This is a genomic window from Sphingomonas sp. (assembly GCF_964263785.1).
GTDB lineage: Bacteria > Pseudomonadota > Alphaproteobacteria > Sphingomonadales > Sphingomonadaceae > Sphingomonas.
In genome coordinates, this window is the sequence record NZ_CAXVWL010000022.1 from 36,940 (window position 1) to 60,143 (window position 23,204).

A 23,204-nucleotide genomic window follows, 5' to 3' on the forward strand; every position below is an offset into this window, starting at 1 on the left:
ACAGGTTAAGCAACGATCGGGCGCCGGTGCGTTCCCCCGCCGCGAAGCGGGAGCGCCGGCATGAAGATCCACCACCTGAATTGCGGCACCGATTGTCCGGTCGGCGGCGCATTGTTCGACGGCAGGAGCCTGGGGCCGCTCGGCAAGGTCGTCTGCCATTGCCTGTTGATCGAGACCGACGCCCAGGGTCTGGTTCTGGTCGACACCGGTTATGGGCTGAAGGACATCGATCACCCGCACAAGCGTCCGGGCGTGCGCATACCGATTCCCTGGCGGCTGATGCTCAACATCCGCCTGCACGAGCGCGAGACCGCAATCCGCCAGGTCGAGGCGCTGGGCTATCGCGCGAACGACGTGCGGCACATCATCGCAACCCACCTCGATTTCGATCACGCGGGGGGCCTTGAGGATTTTCCGAACGCCACCGTCCACGTCATGGCGCGCGAATACGACGACGCGACCGGCGCGCGCGCAGGCGTCGTCGCGAACAACCGCTGGCGCCCGTCGCAGCTGAACGACGTTCAGGCGTGGCGCAGATACGGCGCGCGTGGCGAGCCGTGGTTCGGCTTCGATGCGGTCCGCGAACTCGACGGCTTGCCGCCCGAAATACTGATGGTTCCCCTCCCCGGCCACACCTGGGGTCACGCCGGCGTCGCGATCCGGCGGGCAGATGGCCGCTGGCTGCTCCACGCCGGTGACGCTTATTTCTATCGCGGCGAGATGCGCGGCGCCCGGCGGAAGTGTACCCCCGGCTTGCGCGCCTATCAGCGCCTCATGGAAGTCGATGCGACCAGCCGCATGGCCAACCAGGAACGCCTGCGCGCGCTGTCGGTCCAACGCAGGGGAGAAGTGACGGTAACGTGCACCCACGACCCGGTCGAGCTCGAACGGTGTCAAGCGGGGCACCCGCTATAGCGCAGCGGCGAACGCCCCCGGCTGATCGTGAGTTTGCGCACGGGGTCGGCGCTGCGAATCCGATCCGATCCGATGTCACTCCAGGCGCTCGGCCGTCATGCCCATCTTCTTGCATAGTAAAGCCATGCTCACATCCGCCGCGTCCCCGAATAGGCCAGCAGCATGTCGGCATCGTCACTCGCGCGAACCGTTTCGGTCTCGGTCAGCGTGACGCACTCGCCCGCCTTCCAGTCGACCCCTGCCACGCTCCCCGATCCCGTGATCGGGACTAGCCACGCGGTCTTGCCTTCGGGGAGCGCGACCGCATGCTCGCCGCCCTTGAGCCGTTCGAGCACGAACTTGGGCCCCTCGACCAGGATCGTCCGCCCCTCGCCAGCGGCCCCCGGCGACACCACGCCGCGGTACGGTTGCAGGTCGGCGACGTCGACGCCGTCCTTCAGGTGCAATTCGCGGTCGCTGCCGTAATCGTAGAGGCGATAGGTCGTTTCCGAATTCTGCTGCACCTCGATCACGGTCAGCCCGCCGCCGATCGCGTGGATCGTGCCGGAGGGGCAGTAGAGGAAATCGCCCGCCTTCACCGGCACCCAGTCGAGGTCGTCGACGATCGCCCCGTCCTGCGCGGCGGCGCGGAGCTGGTCGGGGGTCATCGGCGCCTTGGGACCGAGCGCGATCGTCGCGCCTGGATCGGCCTTGAGGACCGTCCAGCACTCGTCCTTGCCGCGCGGCAGACCGCGGGCGTGCGCCTGTTCGTCGTTGGGGTGGACCTGCACCGACAGCCGCTCGCCGGGGAACAGATATTTGATCAGCATGTCGGGCTTGGTGTCGCCCGGCTCCTGGAACCAGATCTCGCCGACCGGATCGCCGTCCTTCGGCGGATCGGGAAAGCCGAAGCCGAGATCGTGGCGGCCCCACGGCTTTTCGACACGGTGGGTCTGGAGCAGCGTCGCGGGCATCGGGAACCTCGTACATTATGAAAGGGTATCGTACGCGTAACGAGCGACGCGCGCTATTGTTCGCCCCCGTTCCCCTGCGCTATGGGGGCGACGATGCGTATCCCTCAGTTCCGTACCACCGCGCTCGCTATCGCGATCGCTCTCCCCGCTCTCGGCGTCGCTGGCTGCGCCGCGAACAAGGCCAAGACCGACACGCCGTATATCGCCCGCGATGTCGGCACCTTGTACCTGACCGCCAAGAAGCGGCTCGACCAGCGCCGCTACAAGGAAGCGGCGGTGCTGTTCGACGAGGTCGAGCGCCAGCATCCCTATTCGGTCTGGGCGCGCCGGGCGCAGCTGATGAGCGCGTTCAGCTACTACCTCAACCGCGACTATACCGAATCGATCCAGTCGTCGCAGCGCTTCCTGTCGGTCCACCCCGGCAACCGCGATGCACCTTATGCCTATTACCTGATCGCGCTCGGCTATTACGAGCAGGTCGGCGACGTCACCCGCGACCAGAAGATCACCCGCCAGGCGCTCGACGCGTTGGGCGAGCTGACCCGGCGCTATCCCAACACCCGCTATGCCGCCGACGCGCGCCTCAAGATCGACCTGGTCAACGACCATCTTGCGGGCAAGGAGATGGAGATCGGCCGCTTCTACGAGACGCGCGGGCAGTGGCTGGCGGCGACCTTGCGCTTTCGCCGGGTGATCGAACAATATCAGCAGACGACCCACGCGCCCGAAGCGCTGATGCGGCTGACCGAGACGTATCTGGCGCTCGGCACGCCGCTGGAGGCGCAGAAGTCGGCGGCGGTGCTCGGCGCCAATTATCCGGGCACCGACTGGTACGAGCGCGCGTACAAATTGATGAAGGACCACCCCGCCGAACCGCTGCCGCCGGTGGCCGCGGGCGCGCAGGTGGTGCCGCCGGGGACGCCCGGCGCACGGCCGAGCCTGCCCGGCGAAAGCGGCGCGACTCCCAAGGCCGAAGCGCCGGGCACCCCGACTCCGGTGGCGCCGAGCGGTGGCACCACGGGCACGGGTACGCCGACCACCGAGACGCCGACGACGTGAGCGAAGAGCGCGGCACCGGAGCCGGCGGTTTCCGGCTCCGGTGCCGCGCCGCTCAATCGTATTCGTCGGCAGGCATTTCGGGGTGTAATGCAGTCGGGGCGCTCGCCAGTTCCATCAACCGGGCCTTTCGAGCATCTCCCTTCAGCGCCTTGAACGCCCTGTATTCGGTGGCAGGCAGCCGACGCTGCGAATAGCCTGCGTCGTGCATGCACCCGTAGTAGGCGGCGTTGCGCGCCTTGGCCTTCATGATCCCCGCCGCGATACCTGCGCCGAAGGCGCTGCCCATCGCCCCGGCGGTCGTCGATTGGGTCACAGGGTTATAAGGGTTGGCAACCCGCTTGCCGTTGGCGACGTCGTTCGCATATTTGAAACAGGCGATCTGGTCGCCCTCTAGCTCGGCGGCGGTCACGTTGGCCTTCCATGCATACATCTTGTCGCCAGCAATTGCCGCTGCAGGTATCGCGGCCAGCAGCGCCGCAATGACATAATTCCGCATACTCTTCCTCGCACCGGGTGGGCCACCGGGCCTTCTTAGAAGGTGCCGGCAAGCGAAATCAATATCGTGGTGCCGTGTGTGGAACATTCAGGCATCGCTCCCCCGCGCAAAGCCGTGTAGGGGCACGCGCATGCTGACCGGGCTATCCATCCGCGACGTGGTGCTGATCGAGGCGCTCGACCTGGAGTTCCACGAGGGCCTCGGCGTCCTCACCGGTGAGACCGGCGCGGGCAAGTCGATCCTGCTCGACGCGCTGGGGCTCGCGCTGGGCGGGCGCGGCGACAGCGGGCTCGTGCGCCACGGCGCGGCGCAGGCGGTGGTCACCGCGTCGTTCGACGCGCCCGCGCTTGTCCTTACCCTCCTCGACGACAATGGCTTCGCGACCGAGCCCGGCGAGCCGCTGGTCGTCCGCCGCATTGTCAAGCGCGACGGCGGCAGCCGCGGCTTCGTCAACGACCAGCCGGCGTCCGCCGGGCTGCTCCGCGACATCGCCCCGCATCTGGTCGAGATCCACGGCCAGCACGACGACCGCGGGCTGCTCTCCCCCGCCGGGCACCGCGCGCTGCTCGACGCTTTCGGCCGCGTCGACACGAGCACGACCGCGCGCGCGTGGACCGCGTTGCGCGACGCCGAAGGTGCGCTCGCCGCCGCGCGCGCGGAGATCGATGCCGCGGCGCGCGACCGCGACTGGCTGGAGCATGCGGTCGCCGAGCTGACCGCGCTCGACCCTGAGCCCGAGGAGGAGCAAACGCTCGCCGATCGCCGTCGCACGATGCAGCGCGCGGAAAAGATCGTCGACGATCTCGCCGCGGTCGACGCGCATCTGGAAGGGTCGGACGGCGGCCTGTCGAAGCTGCGCCAGGCCGCGCGGGTGCTCGAACGCATTGCGGGCGACCACGACGCACTCGCCGAGGCGCTGGCCGCGGTCGACCGCGCGGTGATCGAGGGCGCGGTCGCCGAGGAGCGGTTGCGCGAGGCGCGCGTCGACCTGTCGCACGATCCGCGCAAGCTCGAGGACGACGAAGCACGGTTGTTCGAGCTGCGTGCGATGGCGAGGAAGCACCGGGTCCAGCCCGACGATCTGGGAGCGCTGTCCGACGAGCTGCGCCACCGGCTCGAGCGACTCGACGCCGGCGAGAGCGGAATCGTCGATCTGGAGGTCAAGGTCACGCTTGCGCGCGCCGTCTATGACTCGGCCGCCGCGGCCGTTACCGCCGAGCGCACCGCCGCCGCCGCGCGGCTCGACGCAGCCGTTACCGGCGAGCTCGCGCCGTTGAAGCTCGATGCCGCGCGCTTTCGCACGGAGGTCGCGCCGATCGGCGAAGACGGCTGGTCCGCGCTCGGCCGCGACCGGGTCGAGTTCGCCATTTCGACCAACCCCGGCGCGCCGTTCGCGCCACTCATCAAGATCGCCAGCGGCGGCGAATTGTCGCGCTTCATCCTGGCGCTCAAGGTCGCGCTCGCGGAGGAAGGCGCGGCGGCGACGATGGTGTTCGACGAGATCGATCGCGGCGTCGGCGGTGCCGTTGCCAGCGCGATCGGCGAGCGATTAGCGCGGCTGGCGGAGCGCACCCAGTTGCTGGTGGTGACTCACTCGCCCCAGGTCGCCGCACGCGGGCAGCAGCATCTGTTGATCGCCAAGAGTCACGACGGCACCGTCACGCGCACCGGCGTCCGCGCGCTCGACGAGGACGAACGCCGCGAGGAGATCGCGCGCATGCTGTCGGGCGCGACGATCACGGCCGAAGCACGCGCGCAGGCCGAGCGGCTGCTGGAGACCGCCTGAGAGCACCGCGCCTACAACGCCGTCGCCCATTCCTCGACCAGGCTGCGGACGAGATCGATCGCGGGCGGCGTCGGATGGATCCAGCAGCGCCGCCGGTCGCGCTCGTCCCCGCGGCGAGTGACGAAGCCGCGCGCCTCCAACTGGCCGATCTGGCGCAGCGCCGTCGTCGGTGCGCCACCGCTGGCGATGCACAGGCTCGACACCGACACCGAATGCCCCTGCTCATGCGCCACGAACAAGTCGAGCAGCATGATGAGCATGCCCATCGACGAGGTGCCGAGCGCCTCCGTGGCGCGCAGCGACGTCTTGTAGAAGGTTCGCGCGACACGGACCTGGAATCGCGCCGCCGACGAATCGGGCGTGTCCTCGCGCGCCTCGAACCCCGTCTCGACAAGCGCCATCACCGCGTGGCGAACGTCCTGTTGCACCCCCAGATCCACCAGGCGCCGTTGAAATTCGCCGATCAAGGCATCCCGCGCCGTTTTCGCCACTCGACCCCCTCAGCGGCTAATTCCTAGCCCTGAGGTAGCCGCTGGAAGCGATCGGCATAGGCGCAGTTGGCTCCAACTTGGATGTATCTCCCCTTATCCCAAGGGTTGAGGCGCGTTCAAAATCTGTTTGAAAATTCGCGAAGGAGCGAGTTTCGAGGCGGTGCCGCCGTTCGCGCCGAAGATGCTGCCGCTGGTGAAGCTGTTGCCCGGGTCGGCGAGGCTGACGTACAGCCCGGCCAATTCGGCGGGCTGGCCCGCGCGGCCGAGTGGCGTGTCCTGCCCGAATTCCGCCATCTTGCCCGGCAATTGCCCCCCTGCGACCTGCAACGGCGTCCAGATCGGCCCCGGCGCGACCGCGTTGACGCGGATACCCTGCTTGGCGACCTGCTTGGCCAGCGCCTTGGTGAAGATCGCGATGCCCGCCTTGGTCGTGGCATAGTCGAGCAGTTCCTCGCCGGGGTTTACCGAATTGACCGAGGCGGTGTTGATGATCGCCGCGCCGGGCTTCATCAGCGGCAGCGCCGCCTTGGTGAGGCGGAACATGGCATAGAGATTGGTCTTCATCGTCCGGTCGAACTGCTCGTCGGTGATCTCGGCGATCGACTCCTTGGATTGCTGATAAGCGGCGTTGTTGACGAGGATGTCGAGCCCGCCCAATTCGCGGTTCGCGCGCGCGATCAGATCGCGGCAGAAAGCGGCGTCGGTCAGGTCGCCGGGAATCAGGACGACCTTGCGCCCCTCGCCCCGCAGCAGCCGTGCGACGTCCTGCGCGTCGGGCTCCTCGGTCGGGAAATAGTTGATCGCGACGTCGGCGCCCTCGCGCGCGAACGCGATCACCGCGGCGCGGCCGATGCCCGAATCGCCGCCGGTGACCAGCGCCTTGCGCCCGGTCAGCCGCCCGGAGCCGCGGTAGCTCGCCTCGCCGCAATCGGGGACCGGCTTCATCTCGCGCTGGAGCGCGGGCCATTTCTGCTTCTGTTCGGGGAATGGCGTGCTGGTGTATTTGGTCTGCGGATCGACCGGGGGCATCGCGCCTTGCGCAAAGGCGGGTGCCGCTGCGGCGAGCGCGCCAGTGGCGGCGGCGGCCTTCATCACGTCTCGGCGGGTCGTGTCGTCGGTCATCGTGCGGTCCTCTCAACGGCTCGCTTCGCAAAGCGCGTGAGAGAAGGTCTTGGTTTCCGCATCTTACCTGGATCATGCAGACTTTCGCTTGCGAGCGGCGGCCGCCCTCCCTTACCCTTTCGGGATGACCATGCCGACGACCGACGCCAAAGCCGCCGCCGAGCTGGCATCGCTCGCTGCCGAGATCGCGCGGCACAACCGGCTGTACCACAGCGACGACGCGCCCGAGATCAGCGACGCCGAGTATGATGCGCTGCTACGACGCAATGCCGCGCTGGAGACGGCGTTTCCGCAGCTCGTCCGTGCCGATTCGCCGAGCGTGCAGGTCGGCGCGGCGCCTGCCGCGCATCTCGCCAAGGTCGCGCATGCCAGGCCGATGACCAGCCTCGACAATGCCTTCGGCGACGCCGAGGTGGCGGAGTTCGTGGCGCGCGTTCGCCGTTTCCTCAAGCTTGATGAAGACGCGGTGGTGGCGCTGACCGCGGAGCCCAAGATCGACGGGCTGTCGTGCTCGCTGCGCTACCAGGACCAACGCCTCGTCCAGGCGCTGACCCGCGGCGACGGGCAGGTCGGCGAGGACGTCACCGCCAACGTCCGCACCATCGGCGACATCCCCCAAACGCTGCCCGAGGGCGCTCCGCAGGTATTCGAGGTGCGCGGCGAAGTGTATATGGCCAAGGCCGATTTCGCCGCGCTCAACGCCCGGCTGCTCGCCGAAGCAGCGGACCCCGCCAGGGCGCGGCAATTCGCCAATCCGCGCAACGCCGCCGCAGGATCGCTGCGCCAGAAGGACGCGAGCGTCACCGCGACTCGTCCGCTGCGCTTCCTGACCCATGGCTGGGGCGAGGCCAGCGCGGTTCCCGGCGACACCCAGGCACAGGTCGTCGAGGCGATGCGCGGCTGGGGCTTTCCCGTGGCAGTCGGCTTTGCGCTGACCGAGACGGTCGAGGCGGCGCTGGCCGTGTACCGCACGATAGAAGCAGTGCGCGCCGACCTGCCGTTCGACATCGACGGCGTCGTCTACAAGGTGAACCGTTTGGACTGGCAGGCCCGGCTCGGCATAATCGGGCGCGCGCCCCGTTGGGCGATCGCGCACAAATTTCCGGCAGAGCGCGCGCAGACTACGCTCGCCGCGATCAACATCCAGGTCGGGCGCACCGGCAAGCTGACCCCCGTCGCGCGGCTCGAGCCGGTGACGGTCGGCGGCGTCGTCGTCACCAATGCGACGCTCCACAACCGCGACGAGATCGCACGGCTGGGCGCCCGCCCGGGCGACCGCGTCGTCGTCCAGCGGGCGGGCGACGTCATCCCGCAGATCGTCGAGGTGCTGACCTTGGACGAGGAGCGCGCCGCCTATGCCTTTCCCGACCATTGCCCCGAGTGCGGAAGCGAGGCGGTAGCGGAGGCGGGCGAGGTCGACGTGCGGTGCACCGGCGGGCTGGTGTGCCCCGCGCAGCGGCTCGAACGGTTGCGCCATTTCGTTTCGCGGGGCGCGCTCGACATCGACGGGCTGGGCGAGAAGACGCTGGTCGAGCTGCTCGCGCTCGGCTGGATCGCCGAGCCCGCCGACATCTTCCGGCTGGCCCGGCACCGCGACGCGCTCGTCGCGCGCGAGGGATGGCAGGCCAAATCGGTCGACGCCCTGCTCGCCGCCATCGAGGTCAAGCGCACGCCCGACGCCGCCCGCCTGCTGTTCGGGCTGGGCATCCGCCACGTCGGGCAGGTCACCGCGCGCGACCTCATGCGGCGGTTCGGCACCCTCCCCGCCCTACGCGCCGCCGCCGAGGCGGCACGCACGGGCGATGCCGACTCGCTCGGCGACTTCGCGCTGATCGAGGGTGTCGGGCCGATCGTGGTGCGCGCGCTCGGCGACTTCTTCCACGAGCCGCACAATGTGACGCTGTGGGACGACCTGCTCGCCGAAGTCGCGCCGCCTGTCTACGTCCACGAGACCCGCGGGTCGCAAGTGTCGGGCAAGACCGTGGTCTTCACCGGCACGCTGGAGACGATGAGCCGCGATGAGGCCAAGCATCAGGCAGAGGCGCTCGGCGCACGCGTTGCAGGATCGGTATCGGCGAAGACCGGGCTGGTCGTGGCGGGCGCGGCGGCGGGATCGAAGCTGAAGAAAGCGGCCGACCTGGGCGTGCCCGTCATCGACGAGGCGGGCTGGGCGGCCATCGTCGCGGCGGCCGAGTAAATCCTCACCGGGTCCAAGTGGTGCTTTTTTGCAACGCACCATGAACGACTTGTGAATGCTGCGACGCGCGACTCGCCAATGTCATGGAAGCGCAATACTCCAGGCACATGGGCAGCAGCGACGGCGAGAACGCCGGGCGTGCTGGCGAACAGCACGGCGACAAAAGGGACAAGATTCGATGCGTAACAACCTCTTCCTGGGCGTGGCTGCGGTTGCGCTGATGGTTCCCGCTGGCGCATTCGCGCAGGAAACGACCGCGCAGATTCGCGGCACCGTGACCAATGCCGGTGCGCCGGTCGCGGGCGCTACCGTCGTCACGACCGACGTTGCCTCGGGAACTCGCTCGCAAACCACCAGTGGCGCGGATGGCGGCTTTACCGTTGCGGGCCTCCGCCCCGGTGGCCCGTACTCGGTCGAAGTCACCAGCGCAGTCGGCAACAAGACCGTCACCGACATCTTTACGGTCGTGCAGCAGCCGTTCACACTCCCGATCGATCTGGCTGCAACCACCGACGCTGCGAATGCGGCCGATGCCGCAGGCGCGGGTGAAGACATCGTCGTGACCGCATCGTCGATCGTTGGGGCCGGGGTGCGCTCGAATGGCCCGCAGACCGTCCTGACCCAGGCCGATATCCAGAAGGTCGCCTCGGTCAACCGCGACGTGCGCGATATCGTCCGCCGCGATCCTTTCGCCACGCTCGATCTGTCGAACAATGGTGAGCGCGGCGGTGCCGTCTCGATCGCCGGCGTCAACCCACGCTTCAACCGCTTCACCATCAACGGCGTCCAGGTCGGCGACAGTTTCGGGCTGAACCAGGATTCGAGCCCAACGGGGCGCGGCCCGGTGCCGTTCGACGCGCTGGCGCAGGTCTCCGTGGCCGCGGCGAACTTCGATTTCCGCCAAGGCAATTACCAGGGCGGTGCGATCGACACCGTGCTGCTTTCGGGCACTAACGAATTCCACGGCACCGGCTTCTATTCGCAGAACCGCGATGAACTGCAGGGCGACAAGAGCGACGGCACCAACTTCGTCATCCCGAACTTCAAATCGGAGACCTATGGCGCGACGCTGCGCGGGCCGCTGGTCAAGGACACGTTGTTCTTCATGGTCTCGGCCGAGCGCAACACCGATCCGCGGCCGTTCGCAACACAGGCGAGCCAGGTTCCGGGCCTGACGTCTGCCGCAATCGCCAGCGTCGTCGGCACCGCCAACACCGCCTACAAGTACAACCCCGGAGGCGTGCTGACGATCAATAACCGCAAGGACGAAAAGATCGTCGGGCGAATCGACTGGAACGTCACGGACGGCCAGCGCCTGTCGGTGTCGTACATCAACGCCTATGACGCGCTGGACAGTCAGAACAACACCAGCACCGGCACCAGTCCGTCCTACGGGCTTCAGTCGAATGCCTATTCGCTGACCGAATTGCTGCGTGCCGGCATCGTCCAGTTGAATTCCGATTGGACCGACAACTTCTCGACCGAAGTTCGCGGCCTGTACAAGTCCTATAAGCGCGGACAGGAACCGCTGCTCGGCCGCGGCTTCGCGCAGTTTCGCGTTTGCACCGACGCAGCCACCCTGGGCAGCCTGACCGCCTGCACCACCGGCGCGACGAGCCCAACGGTCACGACCGGCTCGCCGGTGATCGCGTTCGGCCCGGACAACAATCGCCAGACCAACGAGCTGAACACCAAAACGTACGGCGGTTCGGTGCTCAGCCGGCTCCGACTGAACAACCACGAGCTGAAAATGCTGGCCGAATTCAACGAGAACAGCACCTTCAACAACTTCGTGCCGAACAGCTTGGGCAATTATTACTTCGACTCGCTGGCGGACTATCAGGCGGGCCGGGCCAACACGTTGGCGGTCGCTGTGCCGATCAGCGGCGATCCCAACGGCGCCGCCGCCGACTTCCACTACGATCAGTGGACGTTCGGCGTGCAGGACGATTGGCAGGTCACCGACACGCTGCAATTCAGCTACGGCTTCCGCTGGGACCTGTATGGCATGCGCGGCGCGCCGGTCGCCAATCCCAGCTTCCTGGCACGTGAGGGTTTCCGCAACACCAAGACGTATAAGGGGCTGGAAATCTTCCAGCCGCGCGCCAGCTTCAACTGGAAGCCGGTGTCGCAGTTGACCATTCGCGGCGGCGGCGGCATCTTCGGCGGCGGCTCGCCCGACATTTATCTGTCCAACAGCTATTCCAACACCGTCACGACCAATGCGGTGACGTTCACACGTGCTGCCTCGGCGGCGTTGCCCGCACAGATCGCCGGTGCGACCTGCACCGGCAACGTGCCGGCCGCGGTCTGCAACGCGGCGCTCAACGGCGTCACCGGCCAGATCCCGCAGGCGGTCAGCGATTACGTCCGCGGCGGCTCGACCAACGCGCTGACCAACACCGGCGCGCTCGATCCCAACTTCAAGCTACCGTCGGCGTACAAGGGGACGTTGTCCGCCGACTACGACCTGTTCGGGATCACCTTTGGCGCCGATTATTACTTCTCGGCGGCCAAGAACCAGGTCATTTTCACCGATGCGCGGTCGGTCGTGATCGGAACGCTGCCCGACGGGCGGCCCCGCTACAATTCGCTGGCACCGACCGGTTTTGCCGACGTTAACTACGACATCCTTACCACCAATACCGGGAAGGGCCGCACCCACATCGGGGTGGTCCGCTTCGACAAACAATTCGACTGGGGCCTCCAGGTGGGCGGCAGCTATTCGCTGCAGGACGTCCGCGACGTGTCACCGGCCACGTCGTCGACGATTAACTCGAACTATCAGAACCAGTTCTTCGCCGACCCCAACCGTCCGGCGCTCGGCACGTCGAGCGACCAGATCAAGTGGCAGTTCAAGTACAGCCTCGGTTACGATCACGCCTTCTTCGGCGATTACCGTACCAAGCTGCAACTGTTCGGCGAGACACGTGCAGGCCGCCCGTACAGCTACGTCATGCAGAATAACGTGGGCAGCAATCGCTCGCCGGTCAGCGGCACGATCCTGAACAGCGCGTTCCTGCTGCCCTATGTGCCAACGAGCACGAGCGATCCGATCGTCAGCTACGATAGCACGGCGACGGCAACGGCGTTCGACACGTTCATAAATGGCACGGCGCTGAACAAGTACCGTGGGCAGATCGCGCCCAAGAACATCGCTCGGAGCAAGTCGTTCACCCGTATCGATTTGCACGTCGAGCAGGAGCTGCCGACCTTCGTCGGCGGCTCGAAGGTGTCGGTATTTGCGGACGTCAACAATTTGCTGAACCTGATCGACAGCGACTGGGGTGCGCTGAAGCAGTACAATTTCTCCTACAACGCGGCGGTCGTGCAGGTGCAGTGCCTACAGGGTGCGGTTCCCACGGGCACCGCTGCGGGAGCGGTGAACCCGGCTGGCGGCACATTCGCGGCAGCCGCAACCACTTCGACGCAGCCCTGCGCGCAATATCGCTACTCCGGGTTTGCCACGCCCAACGACAAGGTGACGAACGTGACCGGCTCGCTCTACGCGATCCGCATCGGCGCGCGCTTCACCTTCTGAGGACGCCCTTAAACCTTGTAGCTTAGGGCCGTTGCTCCCACCCGGGACCGGCGGCCCTTTTGCGCGTGCGCCGCAGCGTGTAAGCGCGCGGGCGATGGCCTCCCTCCCGCCCCCCCCCAATCAGAAGCCACGTCCCCGCCTGTCCGCACGGCCGTTCTTCGAGAACAAGGCGCGTGCGTTCTGGACGTTGCAGGCGGTCGGCTGGGGCGGGTATCTGCTGCTGCGCGGGGTGTCGTCGGTCTCCAACGGGCTGTCGCTCGACGCGGTGATCCCCGTCATCATCGAGGCGATCGTCGGCTATTGCCTGACATTGCTGCTGTCGGCGCTCTACGGCTATTACCGAATTCTGCCGCTCGCGCTCAGCCTGTTCCTCACGCTGGCGACGCTGGCGGCGGCAACCTTCCTCTATGCGGTGATCGACGCCTTCACCTTCAGTTTCATCACCACCCAGACGCCGGGGGTGACGCTAACCCGCCTGCTGGGATCGGTCTACGTCACCTTCACCGTGCTGTTCGGCTGGTCGGCGCTGTATTTCGGCATCAATTTCTACCTGATCGTCGAGGAACAGATCGATCAGATGCAGGTGCTGGAGATGCAGGCGTCCTCGGCGCAGCTGGCGATGCTGCGCTATCAGCTCAATCCGCATTTCCTGTTCAACACGCTGAATTCCATCTCCACGCTGGTGCTGCTGAAACAGACCGAGCGCGCCAACGCGATGCTCAGCCGCCTGTCGTCGTTCCTGCGCTACACGCTGGCCAACGAACCGACCGCGCACGTGACGGTCCAGCAGGAGGTCGAGACGCTGAAACTCTATCTCGAGATCGAGAAGATGCGGTTCGAGGACCGCCTGCGCCCGTCGTTCGACATCGATCCGCGTGCCGAACGCGCCCGCCTGCCCTCGCTGCTGCTCCAACCACTGGTCGAGAATGCGATCAAATACGCGGTCACCCCGCAGGAGGAAGGCGCCGATATCGACGTCGCGGTGCGGCTCAGCGGCGAACGGGTGCAGATCGCCGTATCCGACACCGGGCCGGGGTTGCACGACGCGCAGATTCGCCCGAGCTTTTCGGCCCCAAGTCTTTCAACCAGCGTAGGGCTCGCCAATATCAGGGAACGGCTGGCGCAGGCCTACGGTCCCGACCACCGGTTCGACACGCGTACCACGCCAACGGGCGGCTTTTCGGTCGAGATCGAGATTCCGTTCCAGCTCGAAGATGTGAACAGAGAGATCCCATGACCATTCGTACCATCCTCGTCGATGACGAGCCGCTCGCGATCCAGGGACTGGAGCTTCGCCTGGCCGCGCATGAGGACGTCGAGATCATCGACAAATGCCAGAACGGCCGCGAGGCGATCCGCAGCATCAAGACCCACAAGCCCGACCTCGTCTTCCTCGACATCCAGATGCCCGGCTTCGACGGCTTTTCGGTGGTGCAGGGGCTGATGGAGGTCGAGCCGCCGCTGTTCGTGTTCGTCACCGCCTACGGCGACCACGCGCTGCGCGCGTTCGAGGCGCAGGCCGTCGATTACCTGATGAAGCCGGTCGAGGAATCGCGGCTGGCCGACACGCTCGACCGGGTGCGCCAGCGGCTGGTCGAGAAACGCGGAGTGGAGGAAGTCGATCGGCTGAAGGAGGTGCTGGCCGAGGTCGCACCCGATGCGGTCGCGGACATGGCGGCGGGCGACGGCGGCGACGTCCAGGCGAACCGGTTCGAGAAACTGATCAACATCAAGGACCAGGGCCAGATCTTCCGCGTCGACGTCGACACGATCGAGCTGATCGAGGCGGCGGGCGATTACATGGTCATCAAGACCGCGGACAACACGCTGATCCTGCGCGAGACGATGAAGGACCTGGAAAAACGGCTCGATCCGCGCCGCTTCCAGCGCATCCACCGCTCGACGATCGTCAACCTCGACCTGGTCAAGCAGGTGAAGCCGCACACCAACGGCGAGTGCTTCCTGGTGCTGAACTCGGGATCGAGCGTGAAGGTCTCGCGCAGCTACCGCGACGTGGTGGCGCGCTTCGTCCATTGAGGCGGAACCGCGGGGCCGCTCCGGCGCTTGGGCGCTCTGAACACGCACAGGAGCATTTCATGGCCGAAGACCGGGTGACGATCGACGAGACGACGCTGCTGAACGACGTCGACGCGCAAGTGGTGGAGTTCGACGGCGAGGCGAGTGGCGAGACGTATCGCTTCGCGGTGCAATACGACGTGCTGGAGGCGCTGTCGGGCGACGTGCCCGAGGACGACGAGGCGGTGCAACTGGTCGTCCGCCACGGCGACGACATCGCCACCTTCGCTGCCGCCGCGCTGGCCCGCGACCCCGACCAGGAGCTGATCGTTATCAGCGAGAGCGATATGGAGTGAGCGTCTGGTTCTCCCGGCACGGGGAGGATTGACGTTACCGGAACCGCCCGCTCAGCTGGACGCCCACGATCCGCGGTTCGTTGAACACCGCGGCCATGTAGTTCTCGATCACGCCCTTCAGGTTCTTCTCGCCCGTGATGTTGCGCGCGAACACCGAGACTTCGTACGCATCGTCGGGCGCGGCATAGCCCAGCTTCAACCCGCCTTCGAAGTTGCCGTTCGCGGTGAACTCCTTCGCCCGGTACAGGACGAACTGGGTATAGCCCTGGATGTTAAAGTCGCCCGCAATGAATGCCCGCCCGCCGTTCGACAGCGGCTGGTCATAGCGCGCGGTCAGGTCGACGTTGTATTCGGGCGCATTCGGCAGCGGCTCGCCGTCGATCTGCGCGAACACCGCCGGGCTCCCGAACACCGGCCGGGTGATCGTCGGGTCCTGCACGGTGCAGACGACGACGCCGTTGAGGGCACACACCTGCGCATACACCCGCTTGTCGCGGATCGCCGAGTGCAGCAGGCTGAGCCCCGCGCCGAGCGTCAGGTTCGGCACCGGCCGCCACGTCGCATCGCCTTCGAACCCGTACGCCTCGGCCTTGTTCGCGTTGAAGAGCACGCCGTTGCCGTTGGAATCGTTGCCGTTGAGCTGGATGTCCTTGACCCGGTAGCCGAACACCGTCGCGTTCAGCCGCAGCGTGTTGCCGAGCAGGTTGCTCTTGAACCCGGTCTCCCAAGACAGGATCGTCTCGGAATTGGCGGTGGTGAAGTCCGAGTTGAACACCGCCGAGCGGCCCTGGATCGTCGGCCCGCGGAAACCCCGCGCGAACCGCGAATACAGGCTGAAGTCGGGCGACGCCTGATACAGGATCGCCGCGTCGAAGCTCGGCTGGGTGTCCTTCAACGTCACGTTACGCCGCCCATTATAGGTCGAGGCACCCGTGACAGTGTTGGCGGTCTGGAGCAGCTGCGTGCGCTTCTTGTCCTCGGTCACCCGCCCGCCCAGCGTCGCAGTCAGCTTCGGCGTCAGCGCGTAGCTGATCTGGCCGAAGCCGGAGTAGGATGTGTTGACGTCATGGAGGCGCACGAAATTGTTCGGGTTGCGCGCCGGCGTGGTCAGGAAGAACGCACGCTGGTAGAATTCGGTGATATCGCGGTTATCGAAATACATGCCGCCGATCTGCCACTTGAACCGGCCGCCGCCGGGGCTGGCGAGGCGCAGTTCCTCGGTCCATTGATCGAGGTCGCGGATGTTGCCCTGGCTCTCGCCGAAGCCGTTGGGCGCGCCGTTCATCGGAAAGTTCGCCGCTGCGCCCCCGTCGGTGTCGCCGCGGCTATAGCCCGACGTGCTCTCGTAGGCGGTGATCGAGGTCAGCGTCGCCGCGCCGAAATCGTAGGATGCGCGCACCGACGTGCCATAGGTGTCGTACGACTGCGGGTTGTCGTTGCCTTCGTCGAGCGCGATCCGCCCGCGCGGTTCGGCGGAGACGTCGTTCGAGCCCTTCTTGAGCGCACCGCGGTGGAAGATCGTCGAGGTGCCGTCGTACCAACGCGCATGCCCCGACACGTCGACCGAGAGGCGATCGCCCGGCGTGATGAGCAGTTGCAGGCGGACGTTGCGATCGTCGAAGCCGCCTAGCGCATTCTTCCGCGGGGTCGACGTGCTGTCGGCGCTGGTGCCCGCAAAGGTGTTGTCGATCCAATTCTGGCGATGCTGGATCAGCGTCGACAGCCGGAACGCCAGCAGGTCCTTGATCAGCGGACCGCCGACACCGGCGTCGATATTGGTCGAATACAGGCTGCCGACCGAGGCGCTGGCGCGGCTCTGGAAGGTCTGCGTGGGCTTGATCGTGTCGAACTTGATGATGCCCGCGGTCGTGTTGCGGCCGAACAGCGAACCCTGCGCCCCCCGCAGCACCTCGACCTGCGCGACATCGAACACCGGATTCGATTTCAGCACGACATGCTCCAGCACCACGTCGTCCTGGATGATCGACACCGGCTGCGACGCGCCGAGATAGAAGTCGATGTTGCCGAGGCCGCGGATGTAGAAGCGCGGGAAGATGCGGCCGGTCGTCGACTCGACGTACAGCCCGGGCACCCGGCCCGACAGCGACAGCAACGTGTCGTCGCCACCCGCGGTGAAATCGCGCAAGCTCTCGCCCGAAACGACGCCGACCGACACCGGCACCTTCAGCGTGTTCTCCGATCGGCGTTCCGCAGTGACGACGATGTCGCCCAGCGTGTCGCCCCCGTTCTGGCCCCCGTTCTGGCCTGCATCGGCGGTGGTCGTCGGGCTCGCGGGTACGTCCTGCGCGAAGGCGGGCGCTGCGGCACAAGCGCCGGTCAGCAGCAGCATCGCCCGAAAGGCGGCGGTCTTGGTCACGAATAGTCCCCCATCTGGATCGACGGCCCCGCCGCTCCCATCCGCCGCGGCCTTGGTGGCACGGTCGGATTCTGCAGGGTCGATTTAGAGGCCGTTAGCCGGGGATTGTGACGGCGGGAAGGCGGCTGCCGGACCGCCTTCCGCCCCATTCACCCCGCCCGGATCGCCGCCGCGACCTCCGCCGATTTTGCGTCCTTAAGGTCGCCGCAATGCCGGATCGTCTCAACGGCGCGTTCGAAGTCGAGTACGCCCGCGTTCGCCGCACGCACCTTCGGCCCCAGCAAGGCCTCGATGCGCTGCGCCTTGGCGACGCTGCACTGGCCGTTGAGCGCCTGCGGCAGGCGGCTGGTGGCGAAGATGCCGTTCGCGCCGGCTGCCAACGTCGCGTAATTGGCGAGGATCCAGTCGCCCGCGAGGTCCGCTGTGCCGCCGGTTCGGGCAAGGATCCCGATACCGCCGAACCGCTCGATCGAGCGCAGCCGCTGGTCCTGGAAATCGAGCAGCCAGCGCGCAACCTCGGGCCGGCCGCTCGCCGCCGCAGCCCCCAGCGCCGAACGGCGGAACACCGCGTCCTGGCTCGACAGCGCCCTTTCGACCAGCATCCTGGCAGCTGGCAGGCCGCCGTCCTCGACCACCATCACCAGCGCATCGCCGAGAAACGCCTGGTCGAGCGCGCGGGTGTTGCCCGCCAGATACGCCTTGCCCGCCGCGATCAGCTTGGCGCGAACGCCCGCATCGCGCGCCTCCTCGCCGACCAGCCCGACCAGCTCCTGGCGCAGCGCCTGCCGGTCGGGCGTGTCTGCGGCATGCGCGCCAAGCGCGGGATCGAAGCCCAGCGCGGCGAGCCGGGGCGCGTAGATCCGGTCCATCAGCGCACGGTAGGCGGGCAAGGTGGCATCGTCGATCAACCCGCGCCCGCGCAAGCCCGCCAGCCGCTGGCCATTGGTCACCCCCGCGGTCGAATCCGGATTGGCCGCCATCGCCTTGGCGGCATCGACAAGCCAGCTCGCCTGCGCCTTGCCCGCGCGGAACGCCGCCCAAAGGCTGTCGGTCGTCGCGATCGCCTCGCCCGCAGGCATCGTCGCACCCGTCGCGATCAGCGCCTGCCAATCGGCTGGCGCCAGGTTGAAGCGGTAGTAACCGGTGCCACCGGCGTTGGGCATGAACGCGCCCGCACCCGGCGCCGCGACGGTCGCGGTCGCGCCGTCCATCAGCGTGCAGGTCCGCTTGCCCCCGTTCCCGCCGATGCAGACCGGAATGGTCCAACTCTCAGGCTTGGGGTTGCTGCCGAGAAACGCGTAGCGCGACTGGGTGAGCACCAGCTGATTGCCGCGTCGTGCAACGTCGACCACCGGCACCCCCTGCTGGTCGACGAAGCTTTTCAACGCCGCCAGCACGCGCGGGTCCTTGGCGGCATCGGCCAGGCTGGCGAAGAACTGCTCCGACGTCGCGTTGCCGTAAGCGTGCCGCTGCATGTGGAGCCGCACGCCTGACCTGAACTTGTCGTCGCCCAGATAGGCCGCGATCATCGCCACCACCTGGCCACCCTTGCCGTAAGTGATCCCGTCGAAGGCGCTGTCGATCTCGCCATTGGTGGCGATCGGTTGGTGGATGGCGCGGCCGACCTCCAGCGCGTCGGTGTCCATCGCGCGGAACCCTTCGGCGAGCGCGCCGACGCCGATGTTGAGCTCAGGCCGCCATTCGTTGCCGATGCGGTAGCCCATCCAGTTGGCGAAGCTCTCGTTCAGCCAGATGTCGTCCCACCACGCCGGAGTCACCAGATCGCCGAACCACTGGTGCGACAGCTCGTGCGCGACGATCATGCCGAAATTCTGGCGCTGGCCCGTCGTGGCGCCATCGTCGAGCAGGATGATGTCGTCGGCATAGGTGTCCGCGCCCGCATTCTCCATCGCGCCGGGCATGACGGGCGAGGCGATCTGGTCGAGCTTGGGAAACGGGAACGGCTGGCCGAAATAGGATTCGAGCAGCGAAACGATGCGCGGCGTTTCCTTGTTGACGTACACCAGCTTGTCCGCCTGCTCGCGGGTCGCAAAAACGCCGAGCGGCAGCGGCGTGGTGCGCTGCGGCGTCGGTGGCACCTGGGCGGTCGCGGCGACGAACGGGCCGGTCATCATCGCGACCAGATAGGTCGGCAACGGCTTGGTCGCCTCGAACGTGTGCCGCTCCATCGAGCCCGCCTTGGTCACGCCGGTTTCACGCGCGTTGCTGACCGCCTTGAAGCCGAGTTTGGTGGTGATGGAGACCGTGAACGGCGTCTTGAACCCGGGCTCGTCGAACGACGGGAAGGCGGCACGCGCATCGATCGATTCGAATTGTGTCCAGCTGTACCAGGCGTCGCCGACCTTGATCCGGTAGAGCCCCGCCGGACTGTCGCCGAACGCGCCCGAGTAATCGAAGGTCAGCGTCACCGCGCCCGCTGGCACGATCGAGGCAAAGTCGAGCCGGACGACGCCGGTCGGGTCGACTTGCGTCCATGTCGCCTTGACCGGCTTGCCTGCGACGGTGGCGGTCGCGCGGGTGACGGTCAGGTCGCGGCCGTGGATATACAGGCTGCGGGTCGGCCCCTTCATCACCGCATCGATCTCGTCATGCCCACTGAAGCGCGGTTGATCGGGGTCGATCGTCATGTCGATCCGGTATGCGGTCGGCCGTGCCGCATCCGACAGCTTGCCGAGCGGCGCGCGCGGATCGGTGGCGGGAGCGGCTTGCGCCATTGCAGTGGTCGACAGCAGCGATAGGCAGGCGGCAGACAGAATGGCGCGCATCGGTGATCCCTTGTGGTGTGGCAAAGGCTTAACCCGATGCCCGCGCACTCACAACCGTACGCCCCCTCGCAAATCCATGCTGCATCTGCTAACGGCTCCGCCATGCTCAACCTCAACGGCATCACCGTGCGTCTTGGCGGGCGCACGATCCTCGACGGCGCTACCGCCACGCTGCCGCCCGGCAGCCGCGTCGGGCTGATCGGGCGCAACGGCGCGGGCAAGTCGACGATGGTTCGCGTGATCGCCGGACTGCTGGAGCCCGACGGTGGCAGCGCCGACATGCCACGCGGCGCGAAGATCGGCTACATCGCGCAGGAAGCCCCGCACGGCGTCGCCACCCCGTTCGACACCGTGCTCGCCGCCGACGTCGAGCGTGCCGAGTTGATGCACGCGAGCGAGACCGAAGAGGACGCGCACAAGCTCGGTGACATCTACGAACGGCTGATCGCGATCGACGCTTATACCGCGCCCGCGCGTGCCGCGCAGATCCTGCTGGGGCTGGGCTTCGACGAGCAGATGCAGAGCCAGCCGCTCGACAGCTTCTCGGGTGGGTGGAAGATGCGAGTCGCGCTCGCCGCGCTGCTGTTCTCGCAGCCCGACCTGCTGCTGCTCGACGAGCCGTCGAACCACCTCGATCTCGAAGCGGTTATGTGGCTGGAGGATTTCCTCAAGGGCTACAAGGCGACGATCGTCGTCGTCAGCCACGAGCGCGATTTCCTCAACAACGTCGTCGATCACATCCTGCACCTGCAAGGCGGCAAGATCACGCTGTATCCCGGCGGCTATGATGCATTCGAGCGGCAGCGCGCCGAACGGATGGCGCAGCTCGCTGCCGCCAAGGCCAGCCAGGACGCGCAGCGCGCCAAATTGCAGGATTACGTCGCACGCAACTCCGCGCGCGCGTCGACCGCCAAGCAGGCGCAGAGCCGCCAGAAGATGCTCGCCAAGATGCAGCCGATCGCCGAGATGGCGAACGATCCGACGCTGTCGTTCGGCTTTCCCAATCCCGACGAGTTGCGCCCGCCGCTCATCACGCTCGATATGGCCAGCGTCGGCTATGCGGACGTGCCGATCCTCAAGCGGCTGAACCTGCGCCTCGACCCCGACGACAGGATCGCGCTGCTTGGGCGCAACGGCAACGGGAAGACCACCCTCGCCCGCCTGCTCGCCGCGCAATTGGCGCCCATGGACGGCGAGATGAACGCGACTGGCAAGATGAAGGTCGGCTATTTCACCCAATATCAGGTGGAAGAACTCGACACCGACGATACCCCGCTCGAACACATGACTCGGATCATGCGCGGCTCCGCGCCTGCGGCGGTGCGCGGGCAGCTCGGACGGTTCGGCTTCTCGGGCGACAAGGCGACGACCAAGGTCGGTCGTCTTTCGGGCGGCGAGCGCGCGCGCCTGGCGCTGGCGCTGATCACCCGCGAGGCGCCGCACCTGCTGATCCTCGACGAACCGACCAACCACCTCGACGTCGATGCGCGCGAGGCGCTGGTCCAGGCGCTCAACGATTATTCGGGGGCGGTCGTGCTTGTCAGCCACGACCGCCACATGCTGGAGCTCACCGCCGACCGGCTGGTGCTGGTCGACGACGGCACCGCGCGCGAGTTCGACGGGACGCTCGACGACTATATCGACTTCGTCCTGAAAGGCGATCCAAAGCCGGTCGCCAAGGCCAAGAAGGACAAGAAGGCCGAAGCCGCACAGCGCGAGCGCGACCTGGCGCTGCGCAAGACCGTTCGCGAGCTGGAGGAGGAGACCGCCCGGTTGACCAAGGAGCGCGGCGCGGTCGACCGCGCGATGTTCGACCCCGCGGGCGCGGAGCCGCGTTTCGCCAAGCTGTCGATGGGCGACCTCAACAAGCGCCGTGCCGAGGTGCAGGCGAAGCTCGAGGCGAGCGAAGCCCGGTGGCTGGAAGCGAGCGAGGCGCTGGAGACAGCCTGACCGACTCGCGTCAGGGCGCCGCGCGCGCCGCGATCTGCTCGACCACGATGCCGGGTACCGGCTGCGCGAAATCGACCCCGCATTCAAACGGCCGCGACCACGCCACCCAGCCCTCCAGCCGCGGTGCCGACCCACTCGCCAGCGTGATGTAGCTGCCCACCCGCATCGGCTCGACCACCCGCAGCCGGCAACCGAGCGGCGACAAGTCGACCATCTCGACGGGTTGCTGGACCGTTCTCGAGTCGGTCGCGGTGCCGCTGAGCGCTAGTTCGTGACGCTCCGCCTTGCGCTCTTCGCGGGCCAGCCACTGCGGATAGGATGGGGGATTTTCCATGCTCCGCCGATAGCCGCCGAGCATGAAAGTGGGTTTGTCGCGGCTGGTTAATCCGCCGTTGGCGTTTGCGCGTCCTCGCCAGATCCAGCGGCTGGCCGCTCGAACCAGGCCTCGACCGGGCCCGAGAGCTTCAACGTCAGCGGACGTCCACGCCGGTCGACCTTCTTGCCGAGCGCCACGCGGATCCAGCCTTCGGAGATCGAATATTCCTCGACGTCGCGGCGCTCGGCACCCTTGAAGCGGATGCCGATGCCGCGTTCGAGCAGCGACTGGTCGAAATGGGGACTGTCGGCGTTGATCGACAGGCGGTCCGGCGGGGTATCGGCGGGGGGAGTATCGCTCATCGCCGCGCCCTACCGCGAAGCCTTCACGCTATCCATAGCAAAACGGCGCGGCCCCCAAGGACCGCGCCGCTGCATTGCCTCAATAGCCGTAATAACCCCGGTAGCGCGGCGCCGGATAATAACCGCGATCGTCATAGCCACGGTCGTAATAGCCGCGGTAAACCGGCGCCGGCGCGTAATAGCGCTCGCGATAGATTACCCGCGGCGGCGCCTGATAATAACCACGGTCATAGGCGTAACCACGGTCGTAATAGCGTCCGCGATCGTTGGACGCGATCGCTGCGCCCAGCCCGAGCCCGACGATCCCGCCCAGCAGCGCACCCGCCGCCACGTCGCCACCGCCGCGGTGGCCGCGATATCCGCGATAGCGCTGCGCGTCCGCAGGCGCCGCCGCGGTCAGCGCGGTCGCCGCGAGGGCCAGTCCAAGGCCCGCCTTCTTGATCAAACCGTTCATCTCGAACCTCCTGAATACACGCCCGGT

18 protein-coding genes are annotated in these 23,204 nt (G+C 66.9%); 9 read left to right on the forward strand and 9 right to left on the reverse strand.

Annotated features, from left to right (window positions below; genetic code table 11):
* Positions 1 to 60: 60 nt before the first annotated feature.
* On the forward strand, positions 61 to 915 hold the full coding sequence (locus ACE5C1_RS03320; RefSeq protein ID WP_374942641.1) for an MBL fold metallo-hydrolase: 855 nt from the start codon (positions 61 to 63) through the stop codon (positions 913 to 915).
* A 128-nt stretch (positions 916 to 1,043) separates the two neighbouring features.
* Here the strand turns inward: ACE5C1_RS03320 and ACE5C1_RS03325 are convergent, their stop codons facing one another.
* Positions 1,044 to 1,868 carry a phosphoheptose isomerase gene (locus ACE5C1_RS03325; RefSeq protein WP_374942642.1) on the reverse strand — a complete coding sequence of 275 codons (825 nt, stop codon included), beginning with the start codon at positions 1,866 to 1,868 and terminating at the stop codon, positions 1,044 to 1,046.
* A gap of 93 nt (positions 1,869 to 1,961) precedes the next feature.
* Between ACE5C1_RS03325 and ACE5C1_RS03330 the strand changes: the two genes are divergently transcribed.
* Positions 1,962 to 2,927, forward strand: coding sequence for an outer membrane protein assembly factor BamD (locus tag ACE5C1_RS03330; RefSeq protein WP_374942643.1), 966 nt, complete (start codon positions 1,962 to 1,964; stop codon positions 2,925 to 2,927).
* 52 nt (positions 2,928 to 2,979) lie between these two features.
* Here the strand turns inward: ACE5C1_RS03330 and ACE5C1_RS03335 are convergent, their stop codons facing one another.
* Positions 2,980 to 3,423, reverse strand: coding sequence for a hypothetical protein (locus ACE5C1_RS03335; RefSeq protein WP_374942644.1), 444 nt, complete (start codon positions 3,421 to 3,423; stop codon positions 2,980 to 2,982).
* A 130-nt stretch (positions 3,424 to 3,553) separates the two neighbouring features.
* Between ACE5C1_RS03335 and recN the strand changes: the two genes are divergently transcribed.
* Positions 3,554 to 5,209, forward strand: a complete 1,656-nt coding sequence (recN, locus tag ACE5C1_RS03340; protein ID WP_374942645.1) for a DNA repair protein RecN — start codon at positions 3,554 to 3,556, stop codon at positions 5,207 to 5,209.
* An 11-nt stretch (positions 5,210 to 5,220) separates the two neighbouring features.
* On the opposite strand, the gene ACE5C1_RS03345 is transcribed toward recN, so the two are convergent.
* Entirely contained in the window at positions 5,221 to 5,637 is a 417-nt protein-coding gene (locus ACE5C1_RS03345; protein WP_374942646.1) for a hypothetical protein, read from the reverse strand.
* 156 nt (positions 5,638 to 5,793) lie between these two features.
* Entirely contained in the window at positions 5,794 to 6,822 is a 1,029-nt protein-coding gene (locus tag ACE5C1_RS03350) for an SDR family oxidoreductase (protein ID WP_374942647.1), read from the reverse strand.
* Between the two features lie 124 nt (positions 6,823 to 6,946).
* Here ACE5C1_RS03350 and ligA point away from each other — a divergent pair, with 124 nt between their 5' ends.
* The 5 genes from ligA to ACE5C1_RS03375 all read left to right on the forward strand — a co-directional run bounded on the left by ligA (position 6,947) and on the right by ACE5C1_RS03375 (position 14,932).
* Positions 6,947 to 9,019, forward strand: coding sequence for an NAD-dependent DNA ligase LigA (ligA, locus tag ACE5C1_RS03355; RefSeq protein ID WP_374942648.1), 2,073 nt, complete (start codon positions 6,947 to 6,949; stop codon positions 9,017 to 9,019).
* A gap of 178 nt (positions 9,020 to 9,197) precedes the next feature.
* Positions 9,198 to 12,560: a carboxypeptidase regulatory-like domain-containing protein gene (locus tag ACE5C1_RS03360; protein WP_374942649.1), complete on the forward strand. Its 3,363-nt coding sequence runs from the start codon at positions 9,198 to 9,200 to the stop codon at positions 12,558 to 12,560.
* 94 nt (positions 12,561 to 12,654) lie between these two features.
* Complete coding sequence (locus ACE5C1_RS03365; RefSeq protein ID WP_374942650.1) at positions 12,655 to 13,797, forward strand: sensor histidine kinase; 1,143 nt, start codon at positions 12,655 to 12,657, stop codon at positions 13,795 to 13,797.
* The gene (locus ACE5C1_RS03370; protein WP_374942651.1) at positions 13,794 to 14,597 is read left to right on the forward strand and encodes a LytR/AlgR family response regulator transcription factor; all 804 of its coding nucleotides are present in this window, start codon (positions 13,794 to 13,796) and stop codon (positions 14,595 to 14,597) included. The genes ACE5C1_RS03365 and ACE5C1_RS03370 overlap by 4 nt, the downstream gene beginning before the upstream one ends.
* Positions 14,598 to 14,656: 59 nt before the next feature.
* The gene (locus tag ACE5C1_RS03375; RefSeq protein ID WP_374942652.1) at positions 14,657 to 14,932 is read left to right on the forward strand and encodes a hypothetical protein; all 276 of its coding nucleotides are present in this window, start codon (positions 14,657 to 14,659) and stop codon (positions 14,930 to 14,932) included.
* A gap of 34 nt (positions 14,933 to 14,966) precedes the next feature.
* Here the strand turns inward: ACE5C1_RS03375 and ACE5C1_RS03380 are convergent, their stop codons facing one another.
* Complete coding sequence (locus tag ACE5C1_RS03380; protein WP_374942653.1) at positions 14,967 to 17,309, reverse strand: TonB-dependent receptor; 2,343 nt, start codon at positions 17,307 to 17,309, stop codon at positions 14,967 to 14,969.
* A 149-nt stretch (positions 17,310 to 17,458) separates the two neighbouring features.
* Positions 17,459 to 20,095: a M1 family metallopeptidase gene (locus tag ACE5C1_RS03385; protein ID WP_374942654.1), complete on the reverse strand. Its 2,637-nt coding sequence runs from the start codon at positions 20,093 to 20,095 to the stop codon at positions 17,459 to 17,461.
* Positions 20,096 to 20,197: 102 nt separating this feature from the next.
* On the opposite strand from ACE5C1_RS03385, the gene ACE5C1_RS03390 reads away from it, so the two are divergent.
* Positions 20,198 to 22,045, forward strand: coding sequence for an ABC-F family ATP-binding cassette domain-containing protein (locus ACE5C1_RS03390; protein WP_374942655.1), 1,848 nt, complete (start codon positions 20,198 to 20,200; stop codon positions 22,043 to 22,045).
* Positions 22,046 to 22,055: 10 nt separating this feature from the next.
* Here ACE5C1_RS03390 and ACE5C1_RS03395 read toward each other — a convergent pair whose 3' ends face one another.
* The 3 genes from ACE5C1_RS03395 to ACE5C1_RS03405 form a co-directional block, all read right to left on the reverse strand.
* On the reverse strand, positions 22,056 to 22,379 hold the full coding sequence (locus ACE5C1_RS03395; protein WP_374942656.1) for a PilZ domain-containing protein: 324 nt from the start codon (positions 22,377 to 22,379) through the stop codon (positions 22,056 to 22,058).
* A 47-nt stretch (positions 22,380 to 22,426) separates the two neighbouring features.
* Positions 22,427 to 22,723, reverse strand: coding sequence for a DUF3297 family protein (locus ACE5C1_RS03400; RefSeq protein WP_374942657.1), 297 nt, complete (start codon positions 22,721 to 22,723; stop codon positions 22,427 to 22,429).
* A gap of 79 nt (positions 22,724 to 22,802) precedes the next feature.
* A complete protein-coding gene (locus tag ACE5C1_RS03405) occupies positions 22,803 to 23,177 on the reverse strand; it encodes a hypothetical protein (protein WP_374942658.1) in 375 nt (124 codons plus the stop codon).
* Between the last annotated feature and the right edge of the window lie 27 nt (positions 23,178 to 23,204).